The organism is Geobacillus sp. FJAT-46040, from assembly GCF_002335725.1.
Classification (GTDB): domain Bacteria; phylum Bacillota; class Bacilli; order Bacillales; family Anoxybacillaceae; genus Geobacillus; species Geobacillus thermoleovorans.
The window spans coordinates 728,928-744,127 of sequence record NZ_NISS01000001.1; the positions used below are offsets into that span (position 1 = coordinate 728,928).

17 protein-coding genes and 1 pseudogene are annotated in these 15,200 nt (G+C 55.7%); 10 read left to right on the plus strand and 8 right to left on the minus strand.

Going from position 1 to position 15,200, the window contains the following annotated elements; genetic code table 11:
- The first annotated feature begins 29 nt into the window (after window positions 1-29).
- Both CD000_RS03950 and CD000_RS03955 read left to right on the plus strand, forming a co-directional pair.
- Entirely contained in the window at window positions 30-404 is a 375-nt protein-coding gene (locus CD000_RS03950) for a hypothetical protein (protein ID WP_233130394.1), read from the plus strand.
- 198 nt (window positions 405-602) lie between these two features.
- Window positions 603-1,970, plus strand: a complete 1,368-nt coding sequence (locus CD000_RS03955; protein WP_096224945.1) for a glycoside hydrolase family 1 protein — start codon at window positions 603-605, stop codon at window positions 1,968-1,970.
- 107 nt (window positions 1,971-2,077) lie between these two features.
- Here CD000_RS03955 and CD000_RS03960 read toward each other — a convergent pair whose 3' ends face one another.
- Window positions 2,078-2,695 (minus strand): cyclase family protein, encoded by a 618-nt coding sequence (locus CD000_RS03960; protein WP_096224946.1) that lies wholly within the window; start codon window positions 2,693-2,695, stop codon window positions 2,078-2,080.
- 73 nt (window positions 2,696-2,768) lie between these two features.
- On the minus strand, window positions 2,769-4,262 hold the full coding sequence (zwf, locus tag CD000_RS03965) for a glucose-6-phosphate dehydrogenase (RefSeq protein WP_096224947.1): 1,494 nt from the start codon (window positions 4,260-4,262) through the stop codon (window positions 2,769-2,771).
- 228 nt (window positions 4,263-4,490) lie between these two features.
- On the opposite strand from zwf, the gene rnz reads away from it, so the two are divergent.
- Window positions 4,491-5,414: a ribonuclease Z gene (rnz, locus tag CD000_RS03970; protein WP_096224948.1), complete on the plus strand. Its 924-nt coding sequence runs from the start codon at window positions 4,491-4,493 to the stop codon at window positions 5,412-5,414.
- Here rnz and namA read toward each other — a convergent pair.
- Together namA and proI are read right to left on the minus strand one after the other, a co-directional pair.
- Complete coding sequence (gene namA / locus CD000_RS03975) at window positions 5,411-6,433, minus strand: NADPH dehydrogenase NamA (protein ID WP_033016477.1); 1,023 nt, start codon at window positions 6,431-6,433, stop codon at window positions 5,411-5,413. The genes rnz and namA overlap by 4 nt on opposite strands.
- A gap of 139 nt (window positions 6,434-6,572) precedes the next feature.
- Entirely contained in the window at window positions 6,573-7,412 is an 840-nt protein-coding gene (gene proI / locus CD000_RS03980; protein WP_096226226.1) for a pyrroline-5-carboxylate reductase ProI, read from the minus strand.
- A gap of 509 nt (window positions 7,413-7,921) precedes the next feature.
- Between proI and CD000_RS03985 the strand changes: the two genes are divergently transcribed.
- Both CD000_RS03985 and CD000_RS03990 read left to right on the plus strand, forming a co-directional pair.
- The gene (locus CD000_RS03985; protein ID WP_096224949.1) at window positions 7,922-8,893 is read left to right on the plus strand and encodes an MBL fold metallo-hydrolase; all 972 of its coding nucleotides are present in this window, start codon (window positions 7,922-7,924) and stop codon (window positions 8,891-8,893) included.
- Window positions 8,884-9,672 (plus strand): SDR family NAD(P)-dependent oxidoreductase, encoded by a 789-nt coding sequence (locus CD000_RS03990; protein ID WP_014196272.1) that lies wholly within the window; start codon window positions 8,884-8,886, stop codon window positions 9,670-9,672. The genes CD000_RS03985 and CD000_RS03990 overlap by 10 nt, the downstream gene beginning before the upstream one ends.
- A 126-nt stretch (window positions 9,673-9,798) precedes the next feature.
- Here the strand turns inward: CD000_RS03990 and CD000_RS03995 are convergent, their stop codons facing one another.
- Window positions 9,799-9,996, minus strand: coding sequence for a YqzH family protein (locus tag CD000_RS03995; protein ID WP_011231810.1), 198 nt, complete (start codon window positions 9,994-9,996; stop codon window positions 9,799-9,801).
- A gap of 15 nt (window positions 9,997-10,011) precedes the next feature.
- Window positions 10,012-10,230 (minus strand): CDGSH iron-sulfur domain-containing protein, encoded by a 219-nt coding sequence (locus tag CD000_RS04000; RefSeq protein WP_011231809.1) that lies wholly within the window; start codon window positions 10,228-10,230, stop codon window positions 10,012-10,014.
- 87 nt (window positions 10,231-10,317) lie between these two features.
- Here CD000_RS04000 and CD000_RS04005 point away from each other — a divergent pair, with 87 nt between their 5' ends.
- The 3 genes from CD000_RS04005 (at window position 10,318) to CD000_RS04015 (ending at window position 11,403) form a co-directional block, all read left to right on the plus strand.
- Complete coding sequence (locus tag CD000_RS04005) at window positions 10,318-10,662, plus strand: iron-sulfur cluster biosynthesis family protein (RefSeq protein ID WP_096224950.1); 345 nt, start codon at window positions 10,318-10,320, stop codon at window positions 10,660-10,662.
- Window positions 10,652-10,891 carry a YqkC family protein gene (locus tag CD000_RS04010; RefSeq protein ID WP_012820668.1) on the plus strand — a complete coding sequence of 80 codons (240 nt, stop codon included), beginning with the start codon at window positions 10,652-10,654 and terminating at the stop codon, window positions 10,889-10,891. Before CD000_RS04005 ends, CD000_RS04010 begins: the two co-directional genes overlap by 11 nt.
- Window positions 10,892-11,160: 269 nt before the next feature.
- Window positions 11,161-11,403 carry a YqkE family protein gene (locus CD000_RS04015; protein ID WP_033009052.1) on the plus strand — a complete coding sequence of 81 codons (243 nt, stop codon included), beginning with the start codon at window positions 11,161-11,163 and terminating at the stop codon, window positions 11,401-11,403.
- 271 nt (window positions 11,404-11,674) lie between these two features.
- Here the strand turns inward: CD000_RS04015 and CD000_RS04020 are convergent, their stop codons facing one another.
- Window positions 11,675-12,595 carry an aldo/keto reductase gene (locus CD000_RS04020; protein WP_096224951.1) on the minus strand — a complete coding sequence of 307 codons (921 nt, stop codon included), beginning with the start codon at window positions 12,593-12,595 and terminating at the stop codon, window positions 11,675-11,677.
- Between the two features lie 118 nt (window positions 12,596-12,713).
- Between CD000_RS04020 and CD000_RS04025 the strand changes: the two genes are divergently transcribed.
- Both CD000_RS04025 and CD000_RS04030 read left to right on the plus strand, forming a co-directional pair.
- Window positions 12,714-13,277 (plus strand): NUDIX domain-containing protein, encoded by a 564-nt coding sequence (locus tag CD000_RS04025; protein ID WP_011231802.1) that lies wholly within the window; start codon window positions 12,714-12,716, stop codon window positions 13,275-13,277.
- Window positions 13,267-14,277 (plus strand): annotated as a pseudogene (locus CD000_RS04030) (endonuclease Q family protein); the annotation flags it as partial. The gene CD000_RS04025 and the pseudogene CD000_RS04030, both read left to right, overlap by 11 nt.
- A gap of 506 nt (window positions 14,278-14,783) precedes the next feature.
- Here the strand turns inward: CD000_RS04030 and CD000_RS04040 are convergent.
- Window positions 14,784-15,200: UPF0236 family transposase-like protein (locus CD000_RS04040; RefSeq protein WP_198962483.1), on the minus strand; the 417-nt coding region annotated here is incomplete at its 5' end.

The following is a 15,200-nucleotide window of genomic DNA, read 5'->3' on the forward strand; positions in this document are numbered from 1 at the left end:
TCAACGGTGGGCTATCATGGATATTGAGGATGGATAAGGAATGGTCAAATGTCGGTGCTCGATTGTTTGAGCTATGCTATGCGCAAGGAATGTATAAGGAAGGAATTAGAAATCATTGTTTGACGGGGGATTGGAATGGCGGGGAGATTTTTTACGGAAAGGCGCGCATCAATCCAGCCCAGCCCGGCGCATTGGTGGCCGCTGAATTTCCGGAGCCGCTGCGGGCGGCGAGCCGTCAATATATCATCACCAGCCGTGCCATTTATAACCGGGCAACAGGAACGAAAATCGCCGATTTGTCATCTGAAGCGCTGCTCGCAACGGCTGGAGATGATGGAATGATCTTCACGTATCGAAAAGTGGCTACGAACCATTATTTGATTAAGCAAAAACTGTCTCAGTAAAATTGCCATTGCTGGGAGCGTTGGTGCTTCTCCAAAGCGCATGAAACAGTTTTCACAACGTCTAGACGGGCTCGTACCTCCGCCCGTCTCGTTTTATAAAGAAGCAAATATGTCATCATGAGGATGATGCCCAAAGGTGAATTTTCCAAGGCGTTCAATCACTTAAACACGTCTGTTCACAGATAGGAGGGTCTTTCCATGTCACAACAGCGTAAATCGATCATCCCCGACAACTTTTTATGGGGCGGAGCGGTGACGTCGTTTCAGACGGAAGGGGCGTGGAACGAAGGCGGCAAAGGGCTGTCGATCGTGGATGCGCGCCCGATTCCAAAAGGGCATTCCGATTGGAAAGTGGCGGTCGATTTTTACCATCGCTACAAAGAAGACATCGCGTTGTTCAAGGAGCTCGGCTTTACCGCCTACCGGACGAGCATCGCTTGGACGCGCATTTTTCCGGACGGGGAAGGGGAGCCGAATGAAGCGGGGTTGGCGTTTTATGACGCCGTGTTTGATGAATTGAGAGCGAACGGCATCGAGCCGGTCATTACGCTGTACCATTTTGATTTGCCGCTGGCGTTGGCCAAGAAATACAACGGCTTTGCCTCGCGAAAGGTCGTCGACTTGTTTGAGCGGTACGCGCGCACCGTATTTGCGCGTTACCGCGGGAAAGTGAACTATTGGCTGACGTTCAACGAACAAAATTTAGTGCTCGAACAGCCGCATTTATGGGGGGCGATCTGCCCGGAAGACGAAGACCCGGAAGCGTTTGCCTACCGCGTCTGTCATAACGTGTTCATCGCCCACGCGAAAGCCGTGAAGGCGCTGCGCGAAATCGCTCCCGAGGCGAAGATCGGCGGGATGGTGACGTATTTGACGACGTATCCGGCGACATGCCGGCCGGAAGACGCTTTGGCGAACGTGCAGGCGAAAGAGCTGTTCCTTGATTTCTTCTTTGATGTGTTCGCCCGCGGCGCCTATCCGCGTTATGTGACCAACCGGCTTGAGAAAAAAGGAATCTGCCTGCCGCTCGAAGCGGGGGATGAGGAGTTGCTCCGTTCGCAAACGGTCGACTTTTTGTCGTTCAGCTACTATCAAAGCCAAATCGTCCGTCACCAAGAACAGGATGAACGGATCGTCAAAGGGCTGGAACCGAATCCCTATTTGCCAAAGACGAAATGGGGCTGGGCGATCGATCCGATCGGGTTGCGGATTGCCTTAAAAGACGTGTATGCCCGTTACGAAATGCCGATTTTCATCACCGAAAACGGCATCGGGCTTGAGGAGGAGCTGAATGAGGACGGCACGGTCGAAGATGATGAGCGGATCGACTATTTGCGCCGCCATATCGAACAAATGAAGATGGCCATGGAAGAAGGGGTCGAGGTGATCGGCTATTTGATGTGGGGGGCGACGGATCTATTAAGCTCGCAAGGGGAGATGCGCAAGCGCTACGGCGTCATTTTCGTCAACCGCGACGACGAGAACTTGCGCGATTTGAAGCGCTATAAGAAAAAAAGCTTCTACTGGTTCCAGCGCGTCATTCGCACGAACGGGGAAGAGCTGTAAACAGAGGCGAGGAAGCCCCCGCCATTTTACTAGTCTTTAGGGCGGCCATGGCGAATATTCAATTTGAAATGATCAAACAGCCGGTCCCATCGGGGAACCGGCTGTTTTTACGGCTCGCGGTCCAACAGCAAGACGCGCGCCGGGGCGGCGTCGGTGCCGACGAGTTTGAGCGGGGCGGCGATCATGAAATAGCGGCCTTCGGGGACGTCTTTCAGCCGCAGCCCTTCGATGATGATGACGCCGGCCGAAAAGAGCGTTTTATGGGTCGGATGGCCTTCTTGCGCTCGCTCAATGCCAAGGGCGTCGATGCCGACGCCGCGGATTTGTTTGTCGGCCAAATAACGAGCCGCGTCTTCGGCGACGAAAATAAACTCAAAGTTAAATGCATCATCAAAGGAGTTTTTCGTTTTAAACAGAACGAAGTCCCCTTCTTGAATGTCAAGATGTGCGATGTCGTCTTTCGTGATCCGGTCGTTGACATCGGTTAAATCGAACAGCTTGCACGGGCCGACGAGGTCGTCCAATGGAATCGTTTCAAACGTCGCTCCGCCTTCGACCATATGAAGAGGGGCGTCAATGTGCGTGCCGGTGTGCACGTCCATGTCAATGCGCGATTCGGTCACATAGCCGTTGGTGACGGTGGTGCGCTTCGGTTGTTTTTCCGGTTTGTTTTTATATACGGGCATGCCCTCGTAAATCGGGGCCGTGACGTCATACACCTTCATCGTTCATTCGCTCCTTTGCATGAGAGATAACGCTCGCTTGTCCAAAAGGGCGGCGGGCGCAAACGATTCGCGGTTATGGCCGCGGATGCGCGATCGGCCACCAGTGGAAGCCGTCTTGTTTGAGCAGCTCGTCCGCGGCCGCCGGGCCCATGGAGCCAGCCGCGTAGTTCGGAAAGTCGGAAGCTTTTGTGTTCGCCCACACCTCAGAAATTGGGTCGACAAACTGCCATGACGCTGCTACCTCATCCCAATGGGTGAAGTTTGTCGCGTCGCCGCGCATGCAGTCGTACAGCAGCTTTTCGTACGCTTCCGGCGTGTTGATCCCATCGATGCAGTTGTTGCAATAGTCGAGTTGAAATGGAGCTGTTATGGTCGTCGATTCCCCGGTTTTTTTGCCGTTTAAATGAAGGGTGATCCCTTCGTCCGGCTGGATGTGGATGACGAGCAAGTTCGGGGCGATCGTCTCATTCGTCCGGTAATACAAGTTCATCGGTACATCTTTAAATTGGACGACGATTTTCGTCGATTTTTCCGCCATCCGTTTGCCGGTGCGAATGTAAAACGGCACGCCAGCCCAACGGAAGTTGTCGATCAAAAGTTTTCCAGCGACGAACGTTTCCGTGTTCGAGTCCGGATCGACGTTCGGCTCCTCGCGGTACGCCGGCACGTGTTTGCCGTGGATCACCCCGCGCCCGTATTGGCCGCGCACGAAATAGCGGTCGACTTCATCGTGCGCAATCGGGCGCAAGGCGCGCAACACTTTCACTTTTTCATGGCGGATGTCATCGGTCGTTAATTTGATCGGCGGTTCCATCGCCAACAGAGCGACCATTTGCAGCATATGGTTTTGCACCATGTCGCGCAACGCCCCGGAATGGTCGTAGTAGCGGCCGCGGTCTTCGACGCCGAGCGTTTCGCTCGATGTGATTTGAATGTTGGCGATGAACCGGTTGTTCCAAAGCGGCTCGAAAATGGCGTTTGAAAAGCGGATGACCTCGATGTTTTGCACCATTTCTTTGCCGAGGTAATGGTCGATCCGGTAGATTTCCCGCTCGGAAAAGACGCGGCGAATCTCGTCATTCAGCTTCTCGGCGCTCGCCAAGTCATGCCCGAACGGCTTTTCGATGACGAGCCGCTTAAAGCCGTGCGTTTCCGTCAATCCTTCCGACTGCAAGCGGGACGTGACGGTGCCGAAAAATTCCGGCGCCATCGCCAAATAAAAGATGCGGTTGCCTTCGGTCTTGTATGTGCCGTCGAGCTGTTCGAGGAGCGACTTTAAGCGCTGATACGACTCGGCTTCCGTCACGTCGAACGGATGGTAATAGAAATGGGAGGTGAATCGGCCGTCGGCGAGCTTTTGGTGAAACGCCGTTTCGACCGAGTCGCGCACATAGTTCCGGAACTCGTCGGCCGACAACGGGCGGCGCGCGACGCCGACGACAGCGAATTGCTCGTTCAAATGCCCTTTTTCATACAGGCGGTAAAGGGACGGAAACAGTTTCCGTTTCGCCAAATCTCCCGTCGCTCCGAAAATGACGATGATCGATTTCGGATTCATGTTGTCCACCGTATGTACCTCGCTTTAACCAAATTTGTCTCTTCAATGAAACCATTGTAGAGGTTTGCCGGTCGGAACGCAAACACTTTGTTGCTTTCCGGCGGGAAAGCGTTTATGTTCATGAAAGAGCCGGGCGCCAACCCGGCGTTTTTGAGCGCAAAAGAAAGTTGAAAAGCCGTTTTGACATTGGTACGCTAACAACAGGCCATATTGAGCGAGAAAAAGGAGTGAAGCGCGTTGGAACTGTTGTTTTTAGGTACGGGTGCCGGCGTGCCGGCCAAAGAGCGCAACGTATCGTCCGTCGCCCTGCAGCTGCTTGGCGAACGCGGGGCGACATGGCTGTTTGACTGCGGCGAAGCGACGCAGCATCAAATTTTGCATACCGCCATTCGCCCGCGCCGCATCGAGCATATTTTTATTACGCACTTGCATGGCGACCATTTGTTTGGATTGCCTGGACTGCTAGGCAGCCGTTCGTTTCAAAGCGGCGAGACGCCGCTTACGGTCTTCGGCCCAAAAGGCATTCGCGCGTTTGTCGAAACGGCCCTTGCCGTCAGCGGGACAAAGCTCCGCTATGAACTGAACATTGCGGAGATCGATGAGGGCGTCATTTTTGACGATGAACGGTTTTCCGTCATCGCCAAACGGCTCGATCACGGCATGCCGTCATACGGTTTCCGCGTCGTGGAAAAAGATTTGCCCGGCCCGCTCTTGGTCGATCGATTGCAAGCACTCGGCGTCCGCCCCGGCCCGATTTATCAAGAAATTAAGCAAGGAAAAACGGTCGTGCTGGATGACGGCACGGTCATCGACGGGCGCGAATTTGTCGGGCCGCCGCAAAAAGGGCGGATCGTCGCGGTGCTCGGCGACACCCGTTTTTGCGAAGCGGCGATTGAACTCGCCCGCGATGCCGATGTCGTCGTCCACGAGGCGACGTTTGCCGCGGCGGAACAGCGGCTGGCCCATGACTATTTCCATTCCACGACCACAGACGCAGCCGAGGTGGCGAGGCGGGCCGGGGCGAAGCGGCTTATTTTGACCCATATCAGCTCTCGCTACCAAGGTGAGGCGGCGCTGCAGCTCGTCGCCGAGGCGCGGAAGGTGTTTCCGAACACCGATCTTGCCGCTGATTTCGCCTCATTTTCGATCCCGCGCGGTTAAAACCGCCAGCCGCGCTCATATTGGACGGGCGCCGAGATTTTTGCGCCCAGCTCTCTCGCCGCGGCGTATGGCCAATACGGGTTGCGCAGCAGCTCGCGCCCCAAAAAGACGAGATCGGCGCGGCCGTTTTGCAAAATTTCTTCCGCTTGCCAGCCGGACGTAATGAGGCCGACGGCGCCGGTCGGGATGTCTGCTTCACGGCGGATCAGTTCGGCAAATGGCACTTGGTAGCCGGGATAGACGTTCATGCGCGCCGGAACAATAGCGCCGGAGCTGACATCGACGAGGTCGACTCCTTGTTCTTTCATCCGCTTGGCGTATGGGACATAGTCTTTGGCCGTCAGCCCGTCCGGATGGTAGTCGGACGCCGAGATGCGGACAAAAAGCGGTCCGTCCCACACCTCGCGGACAGCGTCGATCACCTCGCCCAAGAAACGGTAACGGTTTTCCGGAGAGCCGCCGTACTCGTCTTGGCGCCGGTTGGAGAGCGGCGATAAAAATTCGTTAATGAGGTAGCCGTGGGCGGCATGGATTTCAATGACGTCAAAGCCGGCTTCCTTCGCGCGCCGTGCGCCGTTTTGGAACGCTTGCACCGTTTCTTCAATGTCGGCTTTCGTCATTTCTTTTGGCGTCGGCGACGAATCATCAAACGGGACGGCTGACGGAGCGATGATCTCTCCCGGCACTTGCGATTTTCTCCCCGCATGGGCAAGCTGGATGCCGATGGCCGCCCCATGCTCTTTCACAAGCCCAACGAGTTCGCGAAGCCCGGCGATATGGTCATCGCTCCAAATGCCTAAGTCGCGTTCAGAAATGCGACCTTGCGGCGTCACGCCGGTCGCTTCAACGATAATCAAGCCGACTTGGCCGACAGCGCGAGCCGGGTAGTGGATTTTATGCCACGTGCGTACGGCGCCGTCTTTCGTGTCGCACGAATACATGCACATCGGCGACATGACAATTCGGTTTTTCAGCGTCAGCCCGCGGATTGTATACGGCGAAAACAATACCGTGTTCATGACAAGCAGCTCCTTTCTAGGCCAATGAGTGGTTCATGACTGATGATAGCACGCTGCTTATCAAAAACAAAATAAAACGGATTGTCGCCGTGTTCGGGCTAGGCGGGAAAAGGAGCGGCGCGCTCCGGAGGTCCGCTCTTTACGCTTCGGCGATGGCAGCGAGAAGAGCGCTGCCGAGCTCTTCGGAGCGGGCCGTCGCCCGGCGGATGCAGGCGATGACCGCTTCTTGGAACCGGTATTGCTCAAGCACGCCAATGCCGGCTTCGGTCGTGCCGCCTGGGCTCGTGACTTCACGGCGCAGGACGGATGGGTGCTTGTCGGACGCTTTTAGCATCTCGGCTGCGCCGATGATCGTTTGCAAAATGAGCCGTTTGGCGACATCTCGCTCAAGGCCGATGTCGGCTGCCGCTTTTTCCATCGCTTCGACCAAGTAATACACATACGCCGGACCGCTCCCGGACAGGCCGGTGACCGCATGCAAGTCCTTCTCCGGCACAACAGCGACGATGCCGACCGTTTCAAACAGCTGTTTGGCGACCTCAAGATGTTCTTTCGCGGCGAAGCGGCCGCCGGCGATCGCGGTCGCTGATAAGCCGACGGCGGCGGATGTGTTTGGCATGGCGCGCACGACAGGGATGTTGCGTCCGGCGAGCCGTTCGATCGTCTCGGTCGTGATGCCGGCGAGCAGTGAAAGAATGAGCTGATGGGCGCGGAGGGTCGGTGCGATGGCGTTCATCGCTTCGACGACGTCTTTCGGCTTCATCGCCAAAATGACGATATCCGCTTGTTTGACGGCTTCTTGCGCGCAACCCGCCGTGCAAACACCGTATTGGCGCGCCAGCTCCTCGAGCCGAGCGCGGTTTTGTCGGTTGGCGACGACAATGTGCGCCGGATGGCAAAACGCTTTCGTCATGCCGGCGATGAGCGATTCCGCCATCGAGCCGGCGCCGATGAGCGCGATCGTTCGTTCGTTGTTCATCATTCCACTCCTCCTTGCCTTGGTGTATCCATCCAAAAGAAAAAGGTTTCCCGTCCTGCAAAAGGACGGAAAACCTTCGTTTCCGCGGTACCACCTTTTTTGGCCCGATTTGGCCCAAGCGCCAAACAGGCCCGACTCTGCCCCGATAACGCCGGGGAGGCGTTTAGGTTGGCCTAACAGCTCCTAGGGTAGGTTCAACCGCAAAGAGGGCCGCAAAGCCTTCCAGCCGCGGGCTTCGCTCTCTGGTGCCGTTTGCGGTTTACTGGCCCTGTTCATCGCCGGTTTGCCGTATCCGTGATGTTATTAGTCATTATGCCGCGGGACAGGCGCTGTTGTCAAGAGAGGAGAGCGAATTTTTTTGCAATTTCGTCGTGCGGAAGAAAAAGGCATGACAAATGGATGAAATCGATGTAAACTGTAAAATAAAATATAATGAATAACTATTCATTTTGACTGATGAAACGGTTCGAACGGAATGGTTCATGAACTTGAGGAAAGAAGGGAACGCAATGAACGAGGAACGAGTGTATCGGATCACGGTGCCGACGCCGTTTCCGGTCGGCGATGTGCATATGTACGTGATCGCCGGCGATCGGTTGACGCTGGTCGATGCCGGAGTGAAAACAGAGGAAGCATGGCAGCTGTTTGTGAAGCAGCTTGGCGAGGTCGGTTATGCGCCAGAGGATATTGAACAAATCGTCATTACTCACCATCATCCGGATCATGTCGGCTTGCTTGATTATGTTCCGCATGCGCCGATCATCGGCCATCCGAAAGCCGATCCGTTTTTGCGCCGCGAACGTTCGTTTATGGAGCGGTACGTCCAATTTTTTCAGGAATTTTTTACGGAATGCGGCGTCGACCGCCGTTTGTTCAGTCAACTGTCCAAAGAAGGCGGATCGCTTCGCTACGCAAGCCGGCGCGGGCTTGACATCATGGTGACGGAAGGGGACGCGGTGCCGGGGATGCCCGGGTGGCAGGTCATCGAAACGCCGGGGCATGCGCAAAGCCATATCGCCCTCTACCGCGAGGCGGACGGATTGCTGATCGGCGGCGATCATTTGCTTGTTCATATTTCCCCGAATCCAATGATGGAGCCGCCGGCGGAAGGAGAGACGGGACGGCCGAAACCGTTGTTGCAGTACAACGAGTCGCTGCAAAAAATGCTGCAATACGATATCGTTCGCTCGCTAAACGGCCATGGCGACGATGCGACCGATATTCCGGCGCTCGTTCGCGAGCGGCTGGGTAAGCAGCGCCAGCGCGCTGAGCGGGTGCTCGAAATGGTGAAAGAACGCCCGCATACGGTGTTTGACGTTTGTCAAAAGCTGTTTTCCACCGCTTACGAACGCCAGCTCATGCTGACGATGTCAGAGACGATCGGCCAGCTTGATTATCTCGAGGCGAACGGGTATGTGACGAAAAAGCAGGAAGCCGGCCGATACGTCTACGAAGCGGTGGGGGTGTCGGTGTGCGGCTGAAGGGGCGCCATGTCGTCATTACCGGAGCGTCGGGAGGAATTGGCGAGCAAATCGCCTATGAAGCGGCGCGCCAAGGGGCGGTGCCGGTGCTCTTGGCGCGCAGTGAAGAAAAGCTGAAAGAAGCGAGCGCGCGGATCGAAGCGCAAACCGGCATTCGCGCCCCGTATGCATCGCTTGATGTCAGCGACCGCGGCATGATCGAGGCGGTTGTTTCCCAGCTCATTGCGGATCTTGGCGCGATCGATGTGTTGGTCAACAACGCCGGGTTTGGCGTCTTTCGCTATGTCGAGGACATCGACTTGGATGAAATGGAGAGGATGTTTGCCGTCAACGTCTTCGGCCTCATCGCCTGTACGAAGGCGGTGTATTCGCATATGAAAGAGAGAGGAAGCGGCCATATTATCAACATTGCGTCGCAAGCCGGCAAAATCGCGACGCCGAAGTCGAGTGTCTATTCCGCGACGAAACACGCGGTCGTTGGCTTTACCGACAGCCTCCGCCTCGAGGCGGGGCGCTTTGGCATTTTTGTCACGGCCGTCAATCCGGGGCCGGTGGAGACGAACTTTTTTTCGGCCGCTGATGAATCGGGAGAGTATGTGCGCAATGTCTCGCGTTGGATGTTAAGGCCGGAGGCGGTGGCGAAGCGCGTTGTTGCCGCGATGATGACGCCAACGCGCGAAGTGAACATGCCGCGTTGGATGGATCTCGGCAGCCGGCTGTACCGGCTCGCTCCGGGTCTTGTGGAAAAGGTGGCAAAGCGGGCGTTTTTCCAAAAGTAAGCGAGGGTGTCCCAAATATAAGGGGCACCCTTTCTGATCATCGTCTAGACGCGCGAAACGCCTTTCCTCTTCTTGAAGAAAGATGGCCTTTGGGGCCAACCCCGTGTTCGTTTGACACGAGCCGGGTCAAGCGCTGGTGATGAACCGGTAGACGGCGTCATGGACAAGTTCATAGATGTCCGCGTTTGGCTGCCTCTCTTTGGCGGCGGCAATGCGGGTGCAAAGCTCGCGCCAGTCGTCTTCGCCAAGCGGCATCATGTCATCATCATAGCCATAATGCCGCAGGCAGTTGCGCACTTGTTTTTGCAGCCATCGTTCGTCCATCGGCTTCTCACCGCCTTATTGTTTATCCGTTTCCGGCAAAGGGGCGCGGACAACGGATTGGAAGCGGCCTTTGTGCGAACCGTCGCAAAACGGTTTGTTGTTCGACAGCCCGCAACGGCAGAGCGAAAACGTTTGTTTGGTCACAAACGGCTTTCCTTCTCCATCGAGCAGTTCAACATCGCCGGTGACGCGCAGCGAGCCGTTGTCGTTCACTTTGATTTGCACTTTTGCCATCGCTTTTTCCTCCTTGCTTTGTTTTGACAGTTTCTCATGTTGACAGGTAAAATAAATAAAGGAAATCAAAGGGAAAAGGAGCCAGCTATGAGTCTGTACATCACGTTTACGGATGCAGCCAAACGGGCGCTTGCCTCTATTGTAGCGGAATCCGGACGGCAGTTAAAGTTGATGTTTGACACTGACGGCTGCGGCTGTTTGGTCGACGGCGTGCCGGCGCTATGGCTTGTCGACAAAGCCGATGACGATGATTTGGCCGTCGAGACGAATTTTGCGCCGGTGCTCGTGGAACGGTCGCGCCTCATCTTTTTTGATGAAGCGATGACGATTGACGTCAAGCCGGGAACGACCGTTTTTCAGCTCAAAAGCCCAGGGCAAACGTTGAATGGTCATATGCCGCTTGTTGAGGTGAAATCCGGCCATGAACGGTAAGCTAGAGCAGCTCGCAAAGGCGGCGAAGCAAAAAACATGGGTGTCGTTCACCCATGAAAACGATCCGTACAGCTTGCTTCATTGGTCGGTCGCCGGCCCGTATCATGAGGCGAAAGACGTCTGGCTGCTGCAAAACGAAATGACGTTTGAAACGAAAGAGTTTCCGACGCTGGAGGCGGCGATCGCCTGGCTTGGCGAACATATGCCGCACATCACCGAAGTGTTGTAAAGGGGACGCCCTGAAAGCCGATTTGGGCTGCAGGGCGCCCCTTTTGATAAAAGCTGCATCGTCCATGTTGCGGTTATTGAGGACTGTTTTGCCGCTTGGTCGGGTGGATTGCTTTTTCCAATTCTTCTTTTGCGATCACCGGCTTGACCGTATCAGCAGATGGTTTCCCTTTTTGGGCGCGGTTTTTCGCCATCCATCATCTCTCCTTTTCTTTGTCGTGTAGTTGTATCGTTTGACAAATGAACGATTGTTATGCAAGGGGGGCGGACATGATGAAGAAGATCGGGCGAAAAAAAGAGCAAGGGACGGAGGCTTTGACGATCGCCGACCGGCTTGGCGCCGCGGTGGAAGCGAAGCTGCTTGAGAAAAAGCGCGCACTTGCCGAGGAAGAAGCGCGGAGGCGAGCGGCAGAGGAAGCGCGGCGCCGCGAGGAAGCGCGCCGCCGTGAGGAACAGAAATCGTTTGCCGAGCTGCTTGAGGAAAGCGAGCTAGACTGGCGGAAATTTAAGTAGCGGAGGGGATGGACGATGAAATCGAATGCGGCAGCGACGCGCCCCTCTTCTTTTCCATTCTGGACGGCTGGAGCAGTCGTCGCGTTGGCCGTCAATTTGCGCGCGCCGCTTACGACGGTCGGCCCGCTCGTCGCAAATGAGCGGCCGCACGTACCGAACGAGAGCCCGTATGCGGCCGTCAACGGCCGCCGGGCTCTCGATTTGTTTGCATTTTTTGGCTCGATCTATTTTTCAGCAAGGCATGTCGGCTTTCTTTCCGCTCCTTTGGTTTTTATCGATGCACGTCGTACACCGAGCGTTTTGTCGTTTGTTTCAGCCATTCGTATTCGTCGGCATCAAGCGGCGGGGCGGAAGCGGCGGCGATGTTTTCTTCAAGCTGCCGAAGCCGGCTTGCGCCCGGAATGACGGCGGCAACGACCGGGTCATACAGGCAAAATTGCAGCGCGGTCGCAGTCAATGAACGGCGCCCGGCCGTTTTTTCCTTCAGCTTCGGGATGAGCGCCTGCAGTTCTTCATACGAATAATCGAGGTAGCCGTGTTGTTTCACCGCGCTTCCCGCCTGCTCAAGCGGGCGGCTCGTGAGCAAGCCTTTTGCGACCGGGCCGCGGGCGATCACGCTGATGTTGTGTTCGCGAAGAAGCGGGAACCATTCTTCCGGGCGGCGGTCAAGCAAGCTGTATTGCATCATGACGCTGACGATGTTCGAGCGCTTCACATATTCGCGAATGACGTTTGGGCGGATCGAGGAGATGCCGTACCAACGGATGACGCCTTCTTGCTTCAACTCTTCGAACGCTTCAATCGTCTCATCGATCGGGTCGTCGATCGTGCCGCCGTGGAGCTGGTATAAGTCAATGTAGTCCGTTTGCAGGCGGCGCAGGCTCTCTTTGACCGCTTGTTTGATATAGGCTTTTGACGGATCCCAGTCCCAGCCGCTTCCGTCTCGGCGCCAACGGTTGCCGACTTTTGTCGCGATGATGACTTGGTCGCGTTTTCCTTTCACCGCTTTGCCGACAAATTCCTCGTTTAAGCCGCGGTCGTATAAATCGGCTGTATCCAAGTAGTTGATGCCGCGCTCCAATGCTTCATGGATGAGATAGATGGCATGGTTTTCATCAGTGCCGAGCGACATGCAGCCGAGTCCAATTTCGCTGACGTATAAGTCTGATGTGCCGATGCGGCGTTTGTTCATCTTTTGCGCCCCCTTTCGCGATCGATGATGATATGTTCATTGTACAACGGAAGCGAAAAAATGGCCAAACATGTAGTACAATGGAAAAGAGTCCATCAATCGATAGGGGAGAAGAAGAATGGAGAAGTTGTATGAAAAAACCGTCCGCAAAGAGAAATTGTTCAGCGGCCGCATCATTGACTTGTATATCGAGGAAGTCGAGCTGCCAAATGGGAAAACGAGCCGGCGCGAGGTGATCAAACATCCGGGGGCGGTGGCGGTGCTGCCGCTGTTGCCGGACGGGAAAATCGTTCTTGTCCGCCAGTACCGAAAAGCGCTGGAGCGCGCATTAGTCGAGATTCCGGCGGGCAAGCTAGAACATGGGGAAGAGCCGCTCGCTTCCGCACACCGCGAGCTCGAAGAAGAAACCGGCTACCGCGCCCAATCGATGCGCCATCTCATTTCCTTTTATACATCCCCAGGGTTTGCCGATGAACTCATCCATTTGTATGTCGCCGAGGGGCTGGAAAAAGCGGAGGACGGCGCCGGTTTGGATGAAGATGAGTTTGTCGAGCTGTTGGAAGTTACATTGGAGGAGGCGCTTGAGATGCTTCAACAACGCGACATTTACGATGCGAAAACGGCATACGCCTTGCAATATTTGCAGCTGCGCCGCGCGCTAGGGGAGCAAAATGCCGAATAAAAAAAACGAGCGCGGCCTCGGCTGTTATTACGCTGATTTACATATTCACATCGGCCGCACCGCCTCGGGCCGCCCGGTGAAAATTACTGGGGCGCGGACGTTGACGCTTGAGAACATCTTGCATGAGGCGGCTGAGGTGAAAGGGATCGACCTCGTCGGCGTCATTGACAGCCATGTGCCCGAAGTGCTGGACGAGCTCGAGCGGGCAATGGAGAAGCACGGTTGGCGCGAACATGAGGGGGGCGGCGTCAGCGCCGGGAAAGTGACGCTTTTGTTAGGCAGTGAAATCGAAGTATATGACGACCATTGCCATGGACCGATCCACGTGCTCGTTTTTTTGCCGACTGTGCAGACGATGCGCACGTTTTCCGGCTGGCTTGGCAAACGGATAAAGAACATGTCGCTCAGTTCACAGCGCATTTACGCCTCCGGCCGCGAGCTGCAAGCTGCCGCGAAAGAGCAGGGCGGCTGGTTCATTCCCGCGCACGCGTTCACCCCGTTTAAAAGCTTGTACGGAAAAGGGGTCAAGCACAGCCTGACAGAAGTGTTTGACCCGGATTGGATTGATGCCATTGAACTTGGGTTAAGCGCCGACACGGCGATGGCGGACCAGATCGCCGAATTGCATCGCTACCCGTACTTGACGGATTCCGATGCCCATTCGCTGCGGAAAATCGCCCGCGAATATGAAGAAGTGCGGCTCGCCGCCCCGACGTTTGCTGAATTGGAAAAAGCGCTGCGCGGTGAAGACGGGCGCGCGATTGTCGCCAACTACGGTTTAAATCCCAAACTCGGAAAATATCACCAGACAGTGTGCGAGCGCTGCCTTGCGCCGGTTGCACCGGACGTCGACCGCTGTGCGGCATGCGGCCATCATCGCTTCGTGAAAGGCGTGTTTGACCGGCTTGCGGAGCTGAAAACGGCGGAACGCGGGCCGAAACGGCCGCCGTACATTTATCAAGTGCCGCTTGAATTCATCCCCGGCCTTGGTTCAAAAGCGTGTCAACTACCCCCACTTAGCTAACGCTTGAAGCGGGGGCTTGCAACTCCCCAGAAGTGCGAACGGACTTCGTCCTCCTTCCTTGACTTGGGGTTGCATCAGGGGCAGGTTGACGACTACCCAACGACATAGGTCATGCCTATATCGCTACCGAGTGGCTCGGCATGTCTGTAGGCAGTACTTGACTTCCACGCACAACAGACGGATGTACGCTCGATGTTTTACGGTTGCAACGTTTCCTGCAACCAACTCCCTACATCGAGTAACGGGGATTGGAGTGCCTTGATTCAACGGTTTTCTCCACATTCTTATTCTATCATATACAAAAGAAAGGAGGAAGGGCGATTCCTCCCCGGAGTCAGTCAAGACTTTGTGGAGAACATTTTTTCGGTTCACTACGGGCGTTGTCAATCACTAGTTAGCGAACCATTTTCAGGAATTAATATCGTAAGCGCTTTCGGACTCTCATCCCTCATCTTGAGGCGATGATACGATATTCCATTTTTTTACACCCAACCACCATCCCGGAGCGCCGACAACGCTTGATGGATCGGTGTCCCGGATGACCGCTGCAGACACGGTAGATTCTGACGCACCACATCTGCCCATAACCGTCCGGCCTTCCGTTTGGCCTGTTCGATCCGCTTGGACTTTGTTGAGGCCGAGGCTGCCGTTCGGGTCTCTTCTTCCTCCACCAACTGCCCATTTCTCCGCCAAATCCCGTCGATTCGGGCTGCCATCGCCCTCAGAAACGCCCGAAGCCCTTGGTCTTTCCAGCTGCGGCGGGATTTCACCCGATGCGCAAACCGGCTCATCACGCTCTCGGCGTGGCCCATCGGACGCATGCCGGTCGTCTCCACCCCTTGCTCCGACAGCCACTCCCGATAGTCCCGGATGCATCCCGGCATCGACTCGATCCGGCG

Excerpts from the sequence above, each read along its gene's own strand:
- CD000_RS03950 (WP_233130394.1), top strand. The coding sequence starts at position 30 with ATGGATAAGGAATGGTCAAATGTCGGTGCTCGATTGTTTGAGCTATGC.
- CD000_RS03955 (WP_096224945.1), top strand. The coding sequence starts at position 603 with ATGTCACAACAGCGTAAATCGATCATCCCCGACAACTTTTTATGGGGC.
- CD000_RS03960 (WP_096224946.1), bottom strand. The coding sequence starts at position 2,695 with ATGAAGGTGTATGACGTCACGGCCCCGATTTACGAGGGCATGCCCGTA.
- namA (WP_033016477.1), bottom strand. The coding sequence starts at position 6,433 with ATGAACACGGTATTGTTTTCGCCGTATACAATCCGCGGGCTGACGCTG.
- proI (WP_096226226.1), bottom strand. The coding sequence starts at position 7,412 with ATGAACAACGAACGAACGATCGCGCTCATCGGCGCCGGCTCGATGGCG.
- CD000_RS03985 (WP_096224949.1), top strand. The coding sequence starts at position 7,922 with ATGAACGAGGAACGAGTGTATCGGATCACGGTGCCGACGCCGTTTCCG.
- CD000_RS03995 (WP_011231810.1), bottom strand. The coding sequence starts at position 9,996 with ATGGACGAACGATGGCTGCAAAAACAAGTGCGCAACTGCCTGCGGCAT.
- CD000_RS04000 (WP_011231809.1), bottom strand. The coding sequence starts at position 10,230 with ATGGCAAAAGTGCAAATCAAAGTGAACGACAACGGCTCGCTGCGCGTC.
- CD000_RS04005 (WP_096224950.1), top strand. The coding sequence starts at position 10,318 with ATGAGTCTGTACATCACGTTTACGGATGCAGCCAAACGGGCGCTTGCC.
- CD000_RS04010 (WP_012820668.1), top strand. The coding sequence starts at position 10,652 with ATGAACGGTAAGCTAGAGCAGCTCGCAAAGGCGGCGAAGCAAAAAACA.
- CD000_RS04015 (WP_033009052.1), top strand. The coding sequence starts at position 11,161 with ATGATGAAGAAGATCGGGCGAAAAAAAGAGCAAGGGACGGAGGCTTTG.
- CD000_RS04020 (WP_096224951.1), bottom strand. The coding sequence starts at position 12,595 with ATGAACAAACGCCGCATCGGCACATCAGACTTATACGTCAGCGAAATT.
- CD000_RS04025 (WP_011231802.1), top strand. The coding sequence starts at position 12,714 with ATGGAGAAGTTGTATGAAAAAACCGTCCGCAAAGAGAAATTGTTCAGC.